This is a genomic window from Streptomyces sp. NPDC127038, from assembly GCF_042725875.1.
Classification (GTDB): domain Bacteria; phylum Actinomycetota; class Actinomycetes; order Streptomycetales; family Streptomycetaceae; genus Streptomyces.
In genome coordinates, this window is sequence record NZ_JBHXDQ010000021.1 from 16,352 (window position 1) to 30,083 (window position 13,732).

Below are 13,732 nucleotides of genomic sequence, written 5' to 3' on the forward strand. Positions count from 1 at the left end.
GCGAACAGGGGCCGGGCGCGGGCCGGGCGGTCGTACGGTGGTGACGTGGACAGCGGCACTCCGGAGGCGGGCGCGGCCCGCTCCGCCGACCTCACCGCCCTCGACACGCGGATCGTCGGCTGCCGGGCCTGTCCGCGGCTGGTCGCCTGGCGCGAGGAGGTGGCCACCGTCAGGCGTGCCGCCTTCGCCGACCAGACGTACTGGGGACGCCCGGTGCCGGGGTTCGGGCCGCCCGACGCCGCCCTCCTCGTCCTCGGGCTCGCGCCCGCCGCGCACGGCGGCAACCGCACCGGGCGGATGTTCACCGGGGACCGGTCGGGCGATGTCCTGTACGCGGCACTGCACGACGTCGGGCTCGCCTCGCGGGGCACCTCGGTGAGCGCGGACGACGGACTGGAGCTGTACGGGGTGCGCGTCACCTCCCCCGTGCACTGCGCGCCTCCCGCCAACAAACCGACGCCCGGGGAGCGGGACACGTGCCGGCCCTGGCTCGTCAGGGAACTGGGGCTGCTGCGGCCGACCCTGCGCGCGGTGGTCGTCCTCGGGGCGTTCGGCTGGCAGGCCGCGCTGCCCGCCTTCGCGGCGGCGGGGTGGACGGTCCCGCGGCCCCGACCGGCGTTCGCCCACGGGGCCCGGGTGACCCTCGTACGACAGCCCGAACCGGACGGGCCGGGTACCGGCCCCGCCTCCGTCGAGCTCTTCGGCTGCTTCCACGTCAGCCAGCGGAACACCTTCACCGGACGGCTCACGCCCGCGATGCTGCGGCAGGTGCTGCGCGAGGCGGCGGGGGCGGCGGGTCTGACGACCCGCGGCTCGTAGCCGCCGGTCACACGCCGGGGCGACCGTCGGCTACGCCTCGGGGACGACCGCGGTCGCCGTGATCTCCACGAGCTGTCCGGTGTACCCGAGGCAGGCCACCCCGAGCAGGGTCGAGGAATGCGGGCCGATACTCAGCCCCGACGCCTCGACGACGTCCCAGACCGCGGACAGCACGGCGGTCTCGGTGCTGACGACGTACACGTCGGTGTACGCGACATGGGCCATGTCGCTCCCCACGGCACGCAATTGCTCGTCGAGGTTGGCCAGTACCTGCTCGGCCTGGCGTACGGGATCGCCCGGGCCGACCAGGTTCCCGTCGGCGTCGAGGGGCACGGAACCGGCGAGGAAGGCCAGCTTCGTCCCGGCCTCGACGACGGACGCGTGCGCGTAGACGGGCGGAGTGAAGAGAGAGGGGACAGTGACACGCTGGACCATGGGGACTCCCTGTGGACGGGCTCGGCGAGGCGAAGGACAACCTCCCGATGATGCGCGCGCGGCCACGGCCCACGCATCCCGATTACCGCCGCATGCACCCGGGTGCGAGCGTGGCCGCGACGGGTCACGCGGGAGCGGGAACGGGCACGGCCACGACGGTCACGCGGGAGCCGTCGCCGTCCGTGCGAATAATGCCTCGAACGATCGTCCCGCCCGCTGCTACGGTCACCGGCGTGGTGAAACTCAATCAGATCATCGCAGTGGAGAAGGGCATCAAGTCCAAGTCCCACCAGGACCTGACGGCTGCTCATCACGGCCTCCAGAAGCCCGCGTTGCTCGCGGGCATCTCGCGGACCTATCAGCCGAAGGACGAGGAGGGCGAGCAGCTGCCGCCCGAGTCGACCCGTGTCCAGGTGCAGGCCGAGGACGTGCTGCGGGACACCGCGGCGACCCTCACCCGGCTCTTCGACGTGACCGCCACCAAGGACTGGGCCAACTGCGCGGCGAGGGCCGACGTGGTGGTGGACGGGCGGGTGCTCGTCGCCGAGGTCCCGGTGTCCTATCTGCTCTTCCTGGAGAAGCAGCTCACCGACATCACCACCTTCGTGCGGAAGCTGCCCGTCCTCGACGCCTCCGAGTCCTGGGTACGAGACCCGTCCACCGATGCCTGGAAGACCGAGCCGGTGCGCACCCTTCGTACGAAGAAGGTCCCCCGGAACCACGTCAAGGCCGAGGCCACCGAGAAGCACCCGGCCCAGGTCGAGGTGTACTACGAGGACATCCCCGTCGGCTACTGGACGACCGTCAAGTTCTCCGGCGCCCTGCCCGCCCGCCGGGTGAACGAACTCCTCGGCCGGGTCGAGAAGTTGCAGCAGGCGGTCAAGTTCGCCCGCGAGGAGGCCAACGGCACGGACGTCGTCGACCAGCGCGTCGGCGACGCGGTTTTCGGCTACCTGTTCGCCCAGGGGTAGCCTCTGAACTCCCCGGCCACCACGCACCACGGCCGGGGTGCGCGAGGAGCGCAAGCTGAACCTGAGGCTTGTCGTGAATGCGCGGTTCCAGTGGAGGTTCGAGTCCTCCCCGCGGCACCACCGAGCACTCCCGTCCGGGGAGTGCCACGCGCCGCGGTAGCCCAATCCGGCAGAGGCAGACCGCGATCAATCTCAGACTATTGCTCCAGACTCAGCATTCGCCGCCGATCGCCGGATCGACCGGGCCCAGGCCCCAGTACGCCGAGATGCTGGTTCAAGTCCAGTCCGCGCAGCTCGATGCGTGGTGGTCCAAAGGCAGGACGCGGCGACATAACGACTGACCTGGGTTCTCAAGCGTGCCGGCGCGCGACATGGTGGCATCTCAGGGTCCGGGGGCCGGCTACGCCCTCGGACCCGCTCCTCCTCCCTCCCTCCCGAAGCACCCGTCCCGTGAAATGTCACATCGCGGAAATCCCCGCGTTCGTGGTCCACGGACGACGAGCACTACCCTGGTCATGACACGAGCCCGGCCGACGTCGCCCGAAGGCACCCGCCCTCGCCCGACAGGAGCCCCGTGCGCCCCACCCCCCTCGCCGTACCCCCCTGGCTCGCCCATGCCCTGCGGGCCCAGCGCGGACCGGTCCCCTGGAACGCGGTCCTACGAGGTGCGCTGGCCGCCGGCCCGCTGCTGCTCGTGGCCGTGCTGTGCGGCCGTACCCCACTCGGAGTGATCGCCGCGCTCGGCGCCATGCTGGCGGGGATCAACGACCGGCCGGGCAGCCGGCGCGTCGCCGTCGAACGGCTCGGAGTACCGGCCCTCGCCGGAGCCGCCGGTCTGCTCATCGGTTCGTACGCCGGAGAGCACACCGGCGCCGTGACCCTCACCCTCCTCCTGACCGGACTCGGACTGCTCGCCGGAGCCGTCAGCGCCGTGGGACCCGTGGCCTCCGGGGCCGGCACCCAGCTGCTCGTCACCTCGGCCATCGGCGCCGGAATGCCCCTGCCCGAACCGGGGTGGGTACGCGCACTGCTCTTCCTCGGCGGAGCCGGCTGGCTGCTCGTCCTGCGGCTCGCGCTGCCCACGACCGCCGTGAACACCGGCGACTACCGCTTCGACGGGGAGCGGGACGCCGTCGCCGGTGTGTACGAGGCCGTCGCCCTGCTCCTGCTCGCCGCGGGCGGACCCGACGCGACCCGGCGGCGCGTCGCGCTGACCGCCGCCCTCGACCAGGCGCAGGACGCGCTCGACGGGCCCCGGCTGCGGCGGTACGCCAGCTCCGGGGCCGAGCGACGGCTGCACGCGCAGTACGCCGCCGCCCTGCCCCTCGCCGAGGCCGCGACCGCGCTCGCCTGGGCCGGCGAGGCCGTGCCCGCACGGGCGGCGGAAGGCCCCCGGCGGCTCGCGGACGCCGTCCGCACCGGAGCGCCCACCGGGCCCCTGCCGGCGCCCGCCGTCCCCGGCGCCCGGTCCGGCCCGCTCGGGAGCGCACCCGTCGTGCCCGCGCTGCGCGCCCTCCACGACGCGCTGCTGCACGCCGCCGAGACCTTCGACCGGGGCTTCGGCAACGCCCTGCACAGCAGACGGCGTACCGCCTCCTCCCTGATGCGCACCGCGCTCGGTTCCGCCGGGCGCGAGTACGGGATCCGGGTCGCCCTCTGCTTCGGCGCGAGCGTCGCCGTGGCCCAGCTCCTGCACCACGCCCGTTGGTACGGCAACCATCCGCACTGGTACTGGCTCCCCGCGACCGCCGTCTTCCTCGTCAAGCCCGATCTGGGACCGCTCGCCTCGCGCGTGCTGTGCCGGGCGGCCGGAACCGTCCTCGGCGCTATCGCCTTCGCGGGGCTCGCCCTGGTCCTGCCGAGCCCGGAGGGGTTCGTCGCCCTGGTCGCGGTCAGCGGCGCCCTGATCCCCGTCGCCACCCGGCACTTCGCCGCGCAGACCGCCGTCGTCACGGTCCTGGTCCTCGCCCTCGTGATGGCCGGCGGCGAGCCGCAGGCCTCCTGGAACCGGATCGTGGAGACCTTGCTGGCCTGCGCGATCGTGCTGCTCGTCGGACATCTGCCGACGCTCGGACAGCGCGGCGGGACCGTACGGGCGCGACTCACCAGGGCCGGTGAGGCGGCGGACGTCTATCTCGCCCATGTGCTGGGCGACGGCACGGCCCGTGACCGGGCGGGCCGTTGGGTCCTGCGCCGGGAGGCCTACCGGGCGCTCGCCGAGGCCCGGGCCGCCATCGACCTGGCCGCGGCCGAACTGCCCGCCCTGGCGCGGCACTCCGAGGGGACGGCCGCGGTCGCCGCCACCCTGGAACGGCTCGTCGACACGACCACGGCGTGCGCCGTGCAGCTCGACGACACCGGCCGGCTCACACCCCGCCACACCGAGCGGATCACCGAACTCCTCGGCGAACTGGCCGAGCGACGGAAGGTCCTGGCTCCGGTCCGATGAGTGCGGCCCCTCGACTGAGTGCGGGCCCTCGACCCGCTCCTGGTTCCGCCCTCCGTTCCGGTCTCCGACCCGCCCTGCGTCCTGCTCCCGGTTCCGGTCTCCGTTCCGCTCCTCGTTCTGCCGCCCGGTGTCGACTTCGTCTCAGTACCGTCACTGCCAGAGCCGTTCACCCCATCGGAGGCGTTTAACTCTCCACAGCAGCGCTACTTGGAGGTCAAGGGTGAACGGGCGAATGGTGCTGGAGCGTTTTCCCGCCGGCGGACCACGCGGGTCGTGGCCCGCGGAGGAGTTCGCGCAGGCGCGCCGTCAGGAGGGCCAGGCGGCCGAGGTCGTCATGGATCTCGCGTCCGACGCGTTCCTCGTCGTCGTGGGCGGTGCCGACGGCGTCGAGTGAGAGGGCAAGGCGCCGGCCGCCCTTCGCCGGGCTCGGCCCGGTCGGCCGGCTCGGCTCTGTCGCATCGGTCGCGTGGGGGCGATCGGGCCGCGTGTGCCGCCCGGATCGCCCCGGTCGCGACACGGCCTCACGCGCTGATCGGACGCGACCAGGCGGGCGTGGTGCCCGTGACCTGGCACAGGGCCAGATACAGGGGGATCGGCGGGGTATACGGAAGCGTGCCATCCGGTTTGTGGATGAGCCCGGGAATCCGAGGTGAGTCCGGCACGAGGGCACCCGCGGCGTAGTGGGCGGGCGCGGGCCACTCCAGGGCGACGTCGGAGTCGGAAGGAACGATCCACCACCAGTGCGCCGGGTCGGCGTACACGCAGCCCACGCGGGGGAGCCGCGACAGCAGCTGCGGTCCGAACCGGGCGGGCACCGACACCGCGTCGCAGCCCAGCGGCACGTTCATGCCCTCGGGTACGGGGAGACGCCTCGGCGGCCCGGACCGTCGCCGTCCGCGGTTCACGCGGACCAACGTGTCCAGGCTCAGAACCCGCGCCGCGGGTCCCGCCGCAGACGTACGGCTCACAGCCTCTCCCGATCCCTGTCCCGATGCCGGTTCCGACTCTGTTCCCAGCGGTACGGTTCCTGCTCCCGGCGGCGCGGGTCCCTGTCCCCACCGCCGCCCGGGGCGGAGAAAGGCTGGGGGTTCCCCACGGTTCCCGCCCCCCAGGATCCCTCCGCCCCCGTGCCCCGACCGTCGTTCGGGGGCTTCTTCGCGCTCCAGCCGAGGTCCGCGCGCGGGCCGGTGTCCGCGTCGCGCGGGCCCTGTCCCCGCAGGGCCTCGGCTAGCCGGGCGGCCGGCTGCGCCCCGGCCCCGAATCCGGCCTCGGGCGCGTCCAGTCGATGTGGCGCGTACGGATCGTGCCGGTCGTACCGGTCGCCCGGGCCGTGCCGGTCGTCCTGACCATTCCGGTCGTCCTGACCGTCCAGGCCGTCTACGTCGACAAGGCCGGTCCGGTCGCTCCGGTCATCGGGGCCGTCGCCCGGTCCGGGCCGGGTCTCCCCGAAGGCGTCGGCCGTGTTTTCGGCCCGGTCTGCCGAGCGGGGGATCTCCGCCCACACCAGCAGACCGGGCCCGGTGTCCTGGGCCCCCCAGGCCCTGGACACTGCCGCGACGAGAAGCAATCCCCTCCCGTGCTCCTCGTCGGGCCGTTGCGGTGAGGGATGCGGCTCGCCCGGAGCGCATCCCTCGTCACCCACGGCTATGCGCACACGGTCGCCCGCGTCGTGCAGCTCGCACACGACACGGTGACCGGCGGCGTGCACGATCGCGTTGGTGACCAGCTCGGAGACCACGAGGGCCGCCGTGTCGCACGTGTCCTCGCACACCGCCCAGGCGGACAGGCGGGACCGGGTCAGGCGTCTCGCCTGGGCCACGGAGCCCGGGTGTGCGGCCAGCTCGAAGCGGAACCGGCGCTCGGCGGCGGCAACGGGGTGCTGCCCCATGGCGGCACGGAGACCGAACCGGTCTCCGGCGGCGTCTGTTCCTAACGGCGCGGACGGAATCACGCTTGCCACTATCGCGTCGCCGCGAACACTTGGCAAGACTCACTCTGAAAAATGCAGAGTGCCGTGTGACGCTGTGGGGGCGCGTGGCACACTGCTGGCAACAGCAAGCCGAGCGGCGCCAGTTGGGATCGTCGAGGCGGACGAGGAAGAACCCGGACGGCGCCGAACGGGCTGCCCGGACTCAGTGGAGGTGGGACGTGAGCGAACCGCGGTCCGCGCCGACGGTCGGCCAGGTCGTTCTCGGGCGGCGCCTGCTGGACCTGCGGGAACGCGCTGGTCTCAAGCGGGAGGAGGCCGCGCGGATCCTGCGTGTCGCCCCCGCGACGGTCCGCCGGATGGAGATGGCCGAGGTCTCCCTCAAGATCCCTTACCTGCAGCTCCTGTTGAAGTCCTACGGCGTCGGGGACCAGGAGGCCGAGGCCTTCGTCCAGCTCGCGGAGGACGCCAACAAGCCCGGCTGGTGGCAGCGGTTCCACGACATCCTGCCCGACTGGTTCTCCATGCACGTCAGCCTGGAGGGCGCCGCCTCCCTGCTGCGCTCGTACGAACCGCACTTCATACCGGGCCTGTTCCAGACCGAGGACTACGCACGCGGTGTCCTGAAGGCGGGTGCCATCGGGCAGACCCGGCCCGAGGACATCGAGCGCCATGTGGCCCTGCGCATGCAGCGCCAGGATCTGCTCACGCGCGAGGACGCGCCCCGGATCTGGGCCGTGATGGAGGAGACGGTGCTGCGCCGCACCATCGGCGGCCCCGAGGTGATGCGCGCGCAGATCGACAAGTTGCTTCAGGCCACGAGGCTGCCCCATGTGACGTTGCAGGTGATCCCGTTCTCCTCGGGGCCGCACCCCGGCACGTACGGGCCCTTCGTGCTGTTCCGATTCGCCATGCCGGAACTCCCGGACATGGTCTACAGCGAGTACCTGACCGGCGCCGTCTACCTGGACGCGCGTTCCGAGGTGGCCACCCACCTGGAGGTCATGGACCGCATGGCGGCCCAAGCCGCCACGGCACATCGCACGAAGGAGATCCTCCGGGATCTCCGCAAGGAGCTGTGAATGGAACGCGTCACGCCGGAACGCATCAACCCGCGAATAGGCAACGTGCGCATCTACAACGGAATGCCCGCCCGTGAACTGGGCAGCGAGGGCTGGCACAAGCCGTGGAGCGGCGGCAACGGCGGCAACTGCCTGGAGGCGATGAAACTCGCCGACGGCCGCATCGCCGTGCGCCAGTCCGCGGACCCGGACGGTCCCGCCCTCATCTACACGCCCGGCGAGATGACCGCGTTCATCGAGGGTGCGAAAGCGGGGGAGGCGGACTTCCTTCTCTCCTGAACGACTTGTTTGCTCTTTTCCTCACTTCCCTTAATTTGGTTCCGAGTTGATCACTTACCGAGCCTTCGGCTCATGGACCGCCACGACCGGACAGCCCGGCCGCTAAGCGGTCAAGGGGCGGTCGTACGGTCCTATCGGCGCCGGCAGGCGCGTGCGGCCCGCCCCGCTGAGCGCCCGGTCCACCGCCGAGGCGACCGCACGGCCCTCCGCGATCGCCCAGACGACGAGCGACTGGCCGCGCGCCGCGTCCCCGGCGGCGTACACCCCGGGAACGTTCGTGCCGAAGTCGGCGCCCCGGGCGATCGTGCCGCGCGGCTCCAGTTCCAGCCCCAGCTGGTCGATCAGGCCGTCGTGCCGGTCGGGGCCGCTGAAGCCGAGGGCGAGCAGCACGAGGTCGGCGGGCAGGATCCGCCCGCTACCGGGGACCGGACGGCGCTGTCCGTCGACCTCGACGAGATGCAGCGAGCGCACCCTGCCGTCCGCGTCCCCGTCGAACCGCAGTGTCGACGCGGCGAAGAGCCGGGCGTCCGCGTCCGCGGCCGGCGCGGTGCCCAGCGCACCGGCCTCCTCGTGCGCCGCGGAGAGCCGGTAGATCTTCGGATACGTCGGCCACGGCTCGGCGTCCTCGTCGCGCCCGGTGTCCGGCTGCGCGTAGATGTCGAGCTGGGTCACGGAAGCGGCTCCCTCGCGCACGGCCGTACCCAGACAGTCGGCGCCGGTGTCACCACCGCCGACGATCACCACATGCCGGCCCGCCGCGGACAGCGGGGAGACCTCCAGATCCCCCTCGCACACGCGGTCGGCCAGCGGAAGGTACTCCATCGCCTGGTGGATGCCGGACAACTGCCTTCCCGGTACGTCCAGTTCACGCCACGCCGTCGCGCCGAGCGCCAGGACGACCGCGTCGTAGCGGGCCTTGAGCTCGGTGGCCCCGATGTCGGTCCCGATCGCCGTCGACGTACGGAACTTGGTGCCCTCCGCGCGCATCTGGGCCAGCCGACGATCCAGATGCCGCTTCTCCATCTTGAACGCGGGGATCCCGTACCGCAGCAGCCCCCCGATCCGGTCGGCCCGCTCGTACACGGCCACGGTGTGACCTGCCCGGGTCAACTGCTGCGCCGCGGCGAGTCCGGCGGGCCCCGACCCGACCACCGCGACCGTGCGTCCCGAGAGACGGTCCGGCGGACGCGGCGGTGTGAGACCGTCCGCCCAGGCGCGGTCGGCGATGGCGACCTCGACGTTCTTGATGGTGACCGCGGGCTGGTTGATCGCCAGCACACAGCCCGCCTCGCACGGGGCGGGGCACAACCGCCCGGTGAATTCGGGGAAGTTGTTCGTGGCGTGCAGCCGGTCGCTCGCGGCCCGCCAGTCGTCGCGCGAGACGAGGTCGTTCCACTCGGGTATCAGATTGCCCAGGGGACACGCCTCGTGGCAGAACGGGATCCCGCAGTCCATGCAGCGGTCGGCCTGTTTCTCGATGATCGGCAGCAGGCCTCCGGGAACGTACACCTCGTCCCAGTCCCGCACCCGCTCCGACACGGGCCGGCGCGGATACTCCTGGCGGGGTGTGGTCATGAAACCCTTGGGATCGGCCATGGCCGTCTCCCTCATGGACGCGTACGGGGACCGGAGCAGCACGGCCGTCGGGCCTGGTCGGCCACGGAATCCGGGCAGCACTCCTTTCCCGCCACGATACGTCCCCCGTGCACACGCCGCCGCCCCGGAGGACGGCGGGCCGGCGCCCCGGACGAGGACGGACACGGGCAGGGCCCGGGCGGTGCCGACCGCGGGCCCGGTGGACGGGCGGACCGGGGCGTCCGGCTCAGGTGAGGGCGAGCGCGTACGACACGGCCGCGGCGGCCGAGGCGGCGGTGCGGACGTGGTTCCACATCGTCCACTGGCGCACGAATATGGGCCAGTAGGCGTCGGCCTCCGGTGAGCCGGGGGCCAGCTTCCGCAGCGCCTCGTTGCGGGGAACGTTCGCCGCGATGGTCACCCCGAACGCCCCGAACAGATACAGCGCGCTGCCGAGCAGCAGTTCCACCGTCCCGTCGGCCGGCAGCAGGACGAACGTCACCACCGCCAGCACCGAACACAGCACCGCCGACCCGAGGAACACCAGCATGAACGGGGGACGGACCGCGGCGACGTTGATCGCGTTCATCGCGGCGACTCCCTGCGCCGGAGGCAACTGCGCGAGCGCTCTCATCACGAAGGTCGAGAACCCGCAGAACACCCCGGCCACCAGCCCGCAGCCGAGCACCCCCAGCAGGGTCAGCACGAAATACGGTCCATCGATCATGTCCACTCCCGTGTCGAACCGGCCGGATCCAAGAGCCTGCACAGCACCGGCCGTCATCTCAAGCGAAATCCTCCGCGCCCGGCACGGCCATGACCACGCGGCGCGCACCAGGGCGCGACCGTCTCCCGACGCCCGCCGACCACCTGTCCCACCCGCACCACCTTCACACTCGCTCAGGGCCGCGCGGTGAACTCGGCCAGGCCTGCGCGGTGATGCCGTCACGCCATTCCCAGAGCCTCGTGTCGACGGTGGCCGCGATCCGGCGGCGCGCCTCGTACCGCGAGACGCCGCTCATGAGCAGCTGGTCGTACGGCGTCTCGGTGTGCCGTACCGACGCCCGGACCGCCGCGGTCACCGCCGCTTCGGACAGCGCGCGGCCGGCCGAGCTCCGCCCGACCCGTCCGCTGCCGCGCACCGAGGCATGCGCGGCGATCGCCCTGGCCCGGTCGGCCGGACAGTGCGGAAACAGCCGGGATATCTCCCGTGCGAACGCCTCCGTGAAGCGGACGTCCTCCGCCTCCCTGCGCCGCGCGTCCCGTGCCCGGCGCCGCCGCCGCGCCTCGGCGTCCGCCAGGCACCGCTCCTCCGCCAGGGCCAGCGCCGCCTCCTCGACCATGACCCCCTGCCGTTCGTAGCGTCCGCGCCGCCGGTTGAACCGCACCACCACGGCCGACAGCGCGCTGCCCTCCCGCGATCTGCGGGTGAGCGCGGTGTCACCGCGCGGCACGAACACCAGATGTCCGAGATCCGCGCAGTCCAGACAGCGAGGTGCGCCCTCCTCCAGCACCAGCAGCGGGAGCGGCCCGTTCCGGCACTCGACGCAGTGCCGCTTCCTGAGCGGCTGGACGACGAGAAGCCCGTTCCGGTGCGGAGGTTCGGCGATCGGTGCCATACGCGGTTCTTTCCCCGGACCGGTGCCACATCTACGTCGTGGGGCGCGACCACCGGGTCCCTTCGGGCGCGCGGCATCATGGGTGCCGTGCGACTCGAAGCGATCACCTGGGAACGGCTCGGCGACCACCTCGCCGATCGTCTGCTCGACCTGAAGCCGCAGGACGGCAGCCCCTGGCCGCGTGTCGCCTTCGACGGGGCACCGGCCGCCCGCCCCGGCGACCTCGCGCGCCGCGTCCTCGAGGCACTGCGGGTCCGCGGCCGTCCCTCGCTGGTCGTCGGCGCGGAGGGCTTCCTGCGTCCCGCCTCGCTCCGGCTCGAATACGGTCACCAGGACGTCGAGGCCTATTACGACGGCTGGTTCGACACCGGCGCTCTGTGGCGCGAGGTCTTCGGCCCCCTGGAACCCGGCGGCGACGGCAGGGTCCTGCCCGACCTCCGGGACCCCGCCACGGACCGGGCCACCCGCAGTCCCTACGTCCAACTCCCGCCCGGTGGAGTCCTGTTGCTCCACGGCCCCCTCCTTCTGCGTCACTGGTTCCCGTTCGACCTCAGCGTCCACGTCCTCCTCTCCCCGGGCGCCCTCCGCCGCCGTACCCCCGAGTCCGAGCAGTGGACTCTCCCCGCGTTCGCCCGCTACGAGAGCGAGGTGGGCCCGGACACCGCGGCCGACGTCCTGGTACGGGCCGACGACCCCCGCCACCCGGCCTGGAACGGCTGACCCGCACCGGGGACGGCTCACCACCGGGCCCGGACCGGCCGATCACGCCGGCCGTAGATCCAGGTGCGTGGCCCCCGGGGCGCGGCGAGAATGAGGGGCGCCGGGACCAGCGGTGCGTCCCGCGCCGCTCCGGCCGTCCGGTACAGGGAGGTACGTCATGACCACCGCCGGAGACATCATGCACCGGGGTGCCCAGTGGATCCCCGCGCACGAGACCCTGGACCGCGCCGCCCAGCTGATGCGCGAGCTCAACGTGGGGGCGCTGCCCATCAGCGACCAGGACGATCGCCTCTGCGGCATTCTCACGGACCGCGACATCGTCGTCGGCTGTGTGGCCATGGGACATGACCCCGCACGGGTCACCGCCGGCGAGATGGCCCACGGCACACCGCGTTGGATCGACGCGGGCGCCGATGTCGGCGAGGTGCTCCAGGAGATGAAGGAGCACCAGATCCGCAGGCTTCCGGTGATCGACGACAAGCGGCTCGTCGGAATGATCAGCGAGGCCGACCTCGCCCAGCACGTCAGCGACGAACAGCTCGCCGCCTGGGTGGAGAGCGTCTACTCGCGGGGCACGGCCGACGCGACGGGCTGACCCCGACCACCCCTCGATCCCTACCCGCTACTCGTTCCCCCGGTCCCTTCGTTCCGGCTGGCCCGACCGGACGGTTCTCGGGCGCGCTCTCAGAGCCAGCCGTTGCGCCGGAAACCTCGGTAGAGGACGAGACAGCCGATGGATATGACGCCGACGACGATCGGGTAGCCGAACTTCCAGTGCAGTTCGGGCATGTTGTCGAAGTTCATGCCGTAGACGCCGCAGACCATGGTGGGGACGGCGATGACCGCCGCCCATGCCGTGATCTTGCGCATGTCCTCGTTCTGCGCCACCGTCACCTGCGCGAGATGCGCCTGAAGGATCGAGTTGAGCAGCTCGTCGAAGGCGGCTATCTGTTCGGTGACCCGCAGCAGATGGTCGGAGACGTCACGGAAGTACGCCTGTATCTCCGGGTCGACCACACGGGCCGGCCGGGCCGCCAGCTCCTGGACGGGCCGGGAGAGAGGGACCACCGCCCGCTTCAGTTCGAGGAGTTCACGCTTGAGCTGGTAGATGCGGCCGGCGTCGGCGCGTGCGCCGTTCTCGGCGAACACATCGGCCTCGACCTGGTCGATGTCCGCCTGGACCGAGTCCGTGACGTGCACGAAGTCGTCGACCACATGGTCCGCGATCGCATGCAGCACCGCGGCCGGGCCCTTGGACAACTGCCGGGCGTCGGACTCCAGTTCCTCACGCAGCGGGCCGAGCGAACCGTGTCGTCCGTGCCGCACGGTGATGACGAAGTCCGGACCGACGAACACCATGATCTCGCCGGTGTTCACCACCTCGCTGGTCGCCGTCAGCTCCTTGTGCTCGACGTAGCAGACGGTTTTGAACACCGCGAACAGCGTGTCGCCGTACCGCTCCAGCTTCGGACGCTGATGCGCCTCCACCGCGTCCTCGACGGCCAGGGGGTGCAGGTCGAAGAGTTCCGCGATGTCCGCGAACTCCACATCGGTCGGTTCGTGCAGCCCGAGCCAGACGAATCCCTCGTCGCGCTTGCGGATCCGCTGCACGGTGTCGACCAGATCCCGGCCCTCGGGGATCCGTACACCGTCCCGGTAGGCGACGCAGTTGACCACCGCGGAGCCCAGCGGCGACCGGGCGGGGTGACTGAGGTCGACACGGCGGCTCCGCCGTGTCAGCCGCGCCACTCTGCGGAGGCCGTCGACCGCGCCGAGAGCCGTCACCCTCCGCAAATTCCCTGCCATGGACATCTGGATCTCCTCGCGTGGATCTCCTCCGGCCGCACTCTGCGCCT

15 protein-coding genes are annotated in these 13,732 nt (G+C 72.0%); 8 read left to right on the forward strand and 7 right to left on the reverse strand.

Annotated elements, in window-relative coordinates; genetic code table 11:
- The first annotated feature begins 45 nt into the window (after nt 1–45).
- Entirely contained in the window at nt 46–819 is a 774-nt protein-coding gene (locus ACFWI4_RS17085; RefSeq protein ID WP_387196559.1) for a uracil-DNA glycosylase, read from the forward strand.
- A 30-nt stretch (nt 820–849) separates the two neighbouring features.
- Here the strand turns inward: ACFWI4_RS17085 and ACFWI4_RS17090 are convergent, their stop codons facing one another.
- A complete protein-coding gene (locus ACFWI4_RS17090; protein ID WP_387196562.1) occupies nt 850–1,254 on the reverse strand; it encodes a RidA family protein in 405 nt (134 codons plus the stop codon).
- Between the two features lie 233 nt (nt 1,255–1,487).
- On the opposite strand from ACFWI4_RS17090, the gene ACFWI4_RS17095 reads away from it, so the two are divergent.
- The 3 genes from ACFWI4_RS17095 to ACFWI4_RS17105 all read left to right on the forward strand — a co-directional run bounded on the left by ACFWI4_RS17095 (nt 1,488) and on the right by ACFWI4_RS17105 (nt 5,068).
- On the forward strand, nt 1,488–2,225 hold the full coding sequence (locus tag ACFWI4_RS17095) for a hypothetical protein (protein WP_387196565.1): 738 nt from the start codon (nt 1,488–1,490) through the stop codon (nt 2,223–2,225).
- Between the two features lie 574 nt (nt 2,226–2,799).
- Entirely contained in the window at nt 2,800–4,674 is a 1,875-nt protein-coding gene (locus tag ACFWI4_RS17100) for an FUSC family protein (protein WP_387196568.1), read from the forward strand.
- A 220-nt stretch (nt 4,675–4,894) separates the two neighbouring features.
- Nucleotides 4,895–5,068: a hypothetical protein gene (locus ACFWI4_RS17105; RefSeq protein ID WP_261703432.1), complete on the forward strand. Its 174-nt coding sequence runs from the start codon at nt 4,895–4,897 to the stop codon at nt 5,066–5,068.
- Between the two features lie 127 nt (nt 5,069–5,195).
- On the opposite strand, the gene ACFWI4_RS17110 is transcribed toward ACFWI4_RS17105, so the two are convergent.
- A complete protein-coding gene (locus tag ACFWI4_RS17110) occupies nt 5,196–5,642 on the reverse strand; it encodes a hypothetical protein (RefSeq protein ID WP_387196571.1) in 447 nt (148 codons plus the stop codon).
- A complete protein-coding gene (locus tag ACFWI4_RS17115) occupies nt 5,639–6,562 on the reverse strand; it encodes an ATP-binding protein (protein WP_387196575.1) in 924 nt (307 codons plus the stop codon). Before ACFWI4_RS17115 ends, ACFWI4_RS17110 begins: the two co-directional genes overlap by 4 nt.
- 260 nt (nt 6,563–6,822) lie before the next feature.
- Between ACFWI4_RS17115 and ACFWI4_RS17120 the strand changes: the two genes are divergently transcribed.
- Together ACFWI4_RS17120 and ACFWI4_RS17125 are read left to right on the forward strand one after the other, a co-directional pair.
- On the forward strand, nt 6,823–7,683 hold the full coding sequence (locus ACFWI4_RS17120; protein WP_385406375.1) for a helix-turn-helix transcriptional regulator: 861 nt from the start codon (nt 6,823–6,825) through the stop codon (nt 7,681–7,683).
- A complete protein-coding gene (locus ACFWI4_RS17125) occupies nt 7,684–7,962 on the forward strand; it encodes a DUF397 domain-containing protein (RefSeq protein ID WP_326788416.1) in 279 nt (92 codons plus the stop codon).
- A 102-nt stretch (nt 7,963–8,064) separates the two neighbouring features.
- Here ACFWI4_RS17125 and ACFWI4_RS17130 read toward each other — a convergent pair whose 3' ends face one another.
- The 3 genes from ACFWI4_RS17130 to ACFWI4_RS17140 all read right to left on the reverse strand — a co-directional run bounded on the left by ACFWI4_RS17130 (nt 8,065) and on the right by ACFWI4_RS17140 (nt 11,156).
- Nucleotides 8,065–9,558 (reverse strand): glutamate synthase subunit beta, encoded by a 1,494-nt coding sequence (locus ACFWI4_RS17130; protein ID WP_387196579.1) that lies wholly within the window; start codon nt 9,556–9,558, stop codon nt 8,065–8,067.
- A gap of 226 nt (nt 9,559–9,784) precedes the next feature.
- Nucleotides 9,785–10,264 (reverse strand): DUF1772 domain-containing protein, encoded by a 480-nt coding sequence (locus ACFWI4_RS17135; protein WP_387196582.1) that lies wholly within the window; start codon nt 10,262–10,264, stop codon nt 9,785–9,787.
- Between the two features lie 163 nt (nt 10,265–10,427).
- Nucleotides 10,428–11,156, reverse strand: a complete 729-nt coding sequence (locus ACFWI4_RS17140; RefSeq protein ID WP_387196585.1) for a DUF2293 domain-containing protein — start codon at nt 11,154–11,156, stop codon at nt 10,428–10,430.
- 78 nt (nt 11,157–11,234) lie between these two features.
- On the opposite strand from ACFWI4_RS17140, the gene ACFWI4_RS17145 reads away from it, so the two are divergent.
- Together ACFWI4_RS17145 and ACFWI4_RS17150 are read left to right on the forward strand one after the other, a co-directional pair.
- Nucleotides 11,235–11,876 carry a uridine kinase gene (locus ACFWI4_RS17145; protein WP_387196588.1) on the forward strand — a complete coding sequence of 214 codons (642 nt, stop codon included), beginning with the start codon at nt 11,235–11,237 and terminating at the stop codon, nt 11,874–11,876.
- A gap of 157 nt (nt 11,877–12,033) precedes the next feature.
- Nucleotides 12,034–12,471, forward strand: coding sequence for a CBS domain-containing protein (locus ACFWI4_RS17150; RefSeq protein ID WP_385406359.1), 438 nt, complete (start codon nt 12,034–12,036; stop codon nt 12,469–12,471).
- 89 nt (nt 12,472–12,560) lie between these two features.
- On the opposite strand, the gene ACFWI4_RS17155 is transcribed toward ACFWI4_RS17150, so the two are convergent.
- Entirely contained in the window at nt 12,561–13,688 is a 1,128-nt protein-coding gene (locus ACFWI4_RS17155; RefSeq protein ID WP_387196765.1) for a magnesium and cobalt transport protein CorA, read from the reverse strand.
- Nucleotides 13,689–13,732 lie beyond the last annotated feature (44 nt).